Annotated in this window: 2 protein-coding genes; both read right to left on the bottom strand. The window is 43.4% G+C overall.

Annotated elements, in window-relative coordinates; genetic code table 11:
• Window positions 1–327: 327 nt before the first annotated feature.
• Window positions 328–597: a class I ribonucleotide reductase maintenance protein YfaE gene (gene yfaE, locus JMX07_RS13445; RefSeq protein ID WP_101205363.1), complete on the bottom strand. Its 270-nt coding sequence runs from the start codon at window positions 595–597 to the stop codon at window positions 328–330.
• Between the two features lie 155 nt (window positions 598–752).
• Window positions 753–1,886, bottom strand: coding sequence for a class Ia ribonucleoside-diphosphate reductase subunit beta (nrdB, locus tag JMX07_RS13450; protein ID WP_201608429.1), 1,134 nt, complete (start codon window positions 1,884–1,886; stop codon window positions 753–755).
• Window positions 1,887–2,124 lie beyond the last annotated feature (238 nt).

A 2,124-nucleotide genomic window follows, 5' to 3' on the forward strand; every position in this document is an offset into this window, starting at 1 on the left:
CATAGCACGATTGGATATGTGTCACCCTTTGAGTTTGAAAAGCGGTATTATGATAATTTAACCCTGTCAGGCATCGCTGCCTGACTCAAGTAAATCACTCTCCGATAAAGTCGGGGCGGTTCAGTTTGAACAAGATGCCGCGTCGCAGTAAGTCGTAGGTTCTTCTTACGACTATGTGCTGACTCATAATGTATATATGAGTCAGCACTTTTATTTAGCTAATAACATAAAAAAGCGCGCTCCTTATTTAAAGGAGCGCGCTTTTTGTTGGAGCTGATTTTTCTGAAACTAGAAGTAACAGGCTAGGTTTATTTATACCTAACCCTGCTATAACTTCTCAATTGGGTCATGATTGATATAAATAACGCCTTGCACACGGCAACAGCAGGGCAGGATTTCATCTTCTTCAATCATTGCCAGTGGGTCAAACGGATAATCGACCGTATGCGAGCTGGCAATACGTTTGACTCGGCAACTACCACAGTAGCCTTCGCGGCATTGATAGTTTACCTCGTGTCCGGTGCGTAGCAGTCCATCTAGCAGACTCTCGTCATCATGCAGATAGAACTGCTTTTTACTGGTCATTACCCAAGTCATCGTGAATCCTATTGGGATATGTCTGTGCTATTGCTATCCCTACTATTAACCCATAAGACGATTACCGCGATAGAAATTTTATAACTTCAAATTTCTACCGCTTAAGCCTTTATCATATAAAGTCTTTCTAGCTCAAAGCTCTTACAACTCAGCTCTTATAATTCAAAGTCATCAAAATCACTGTCTGATAAGTCAGAGTCAATCTGACCAACCAAGTACGAGCTAATCTCGGTCTCTTGCGGTGCTACTTGCACATTGTCAGACGACAACCACGTGTTGATCCACGGGATTGGGTTTGATTTTGAGTTCGGGAACGCCGCTGGTAAGCCGACAGTTTCCATACGCAAGTTAGTGATGTATTCAATATACTGGCAAAGAATGTCTTTGTTTAAACCAATCATTGAGCCATCTTTGAACAGATAACCTGCCCATTCTTTTTCTTGCTCGGCAGCCTTGCGGAAAATCTCAATACTTTCTTCATAGCACTCTGCGGCAATCTCGACCATCTCAGGATCGTCACGACCGTTACGCATCAGGTTCAGCATATGCTGCGTACCAGTCAGATGCAGCGCTTCATCACGAGCGATTAGCTTGATGATTTTGGCATTACCTTCCATCAATTTACGCTCAGCAAACGCAAACGAGCAAGCAAACGATACATAGAAACGAATGGCTTCTAGGACGTTGACCGCCATAATGCATAGGTACATCTGCTTTTTCAGTGATCTCAAATCAACCGTCACTTGCTCGCCATTGATGTTATGCGTACCTGGACCGTACAGGCTATATAGCTGTGAGTTGCGGTACAGCTCATCATAGTACTGAGCGATATCAGAGGCACGGCCTAAGATGTGCTCGTTTTGCATAATGTCATCAAAGATAATATTTGGGTCATTGACGATATTACGAATGATATGCGTATAGCTGCGTGAGTGAATGGTCTCAGAGAACGACCATGTCTCAATCCATGTCTCAAGCTCAGGAATAGACACCAGTGGTAGTAGCACCACGTTTGGACTGCGACCTTGAATCGAGTCGAGTAGGGTCTGATACTTGAGGTTGCTCAAAAATATATGCTGCTCATGCGAGGACAGATTGCTAAAGTCGATACGGTCTTTTGATACATCGACTTCTTCTGGACGCCAAAAGAACGATAGCTGCTTTTCAATCAATTGCTCAAAGATAGGGTGCTTTTGTTGGTCATAGCGCGCCACGTTGACGGGCTGACCAAAGAACATCGGCTCTTTTAGCGCATTGTTTGGCGTTTGAGAAAAAATCGAGTAAGTCATGGGACTGCCTTTATAATTGATACGGTTATTAATTTATAGGGGTTTGACTGGTTTTGATTTGAGGTTATGACACGTTTTTGGATTATAGCGTTTTAGCTTAGAGGTTCTCTAGTGAACCGCCCCGACTTTATCGGAGAGTGATTTACTTGAGTCAGGCAGCGATGCCTGACAGGGTTAAATTATCATAATACCGCTTTTCAAACTCAAAGGGTGACACATATCCAATCGTGCTATGCAA

Source organism: Psychrobacter immobilis, from assembly GCF_904846235.1.
Lineage (GTDB): Bacteria > Pseudomonadota > Gammaproteobacteria > Pseudomonadales > Moraxellaceae > Psychrobacter > Psychrobacter immobilis_C.